This is a genomic window from Pseudoalteromonas sp. HM-SA03, assembly GCF_002289345.1.
Lineage (GTDB): Bacteria > Pseudomonadota > Gammaproteobacteria > Enterobacterales > Alteromonadaceae > Pseudoalteromonas.
In genome coordinates this window covers 1-211 of record NZ_NSDG01000127.1, presented here as the reverse complement: position 1 = coordinate 211, position 211 = coordinate 1, and the positions used below count along the sequence as shown (strand labels likewise).

1 protein-coding gene is annotated in these 211 nt (G+C 52.1%); it reads right to left on the bottom strand.

Going from position 1 to position 211, the window contains the following annotated elements; translation table 11 throughout:
* A partial coding sequence (locus CKO50_RS23035; RefSeq protein ID WP_176474737.1) for an IS66 family transposase zinc-finger binding domain-containing protein occupies positions 1 to 211 on the bottom strand: 211 nt, incomplete at both ends.

The following is a 211-nucleotide window of genomic DNA, read 5'->3' as shown; positions in this document are numbered from 1 at the left end:
ATTTACTGGTGATGATCTGGCTCAGCAAACTGGCCGTGGCAATACCTTTCGGGACCGGGCTCGGTGGGACAGGCGCTTGTTTTATCTCAACCCGGGTTTGTGTTTTTTCACAGTGCCGGCAGCTGTATTTTGGTCTGACATGTTCGATGACTTTGACCTGGGCCGGGATAAACTCCAGCTTTTCGCTCACATCCTCGCCCATTTTGTGCAG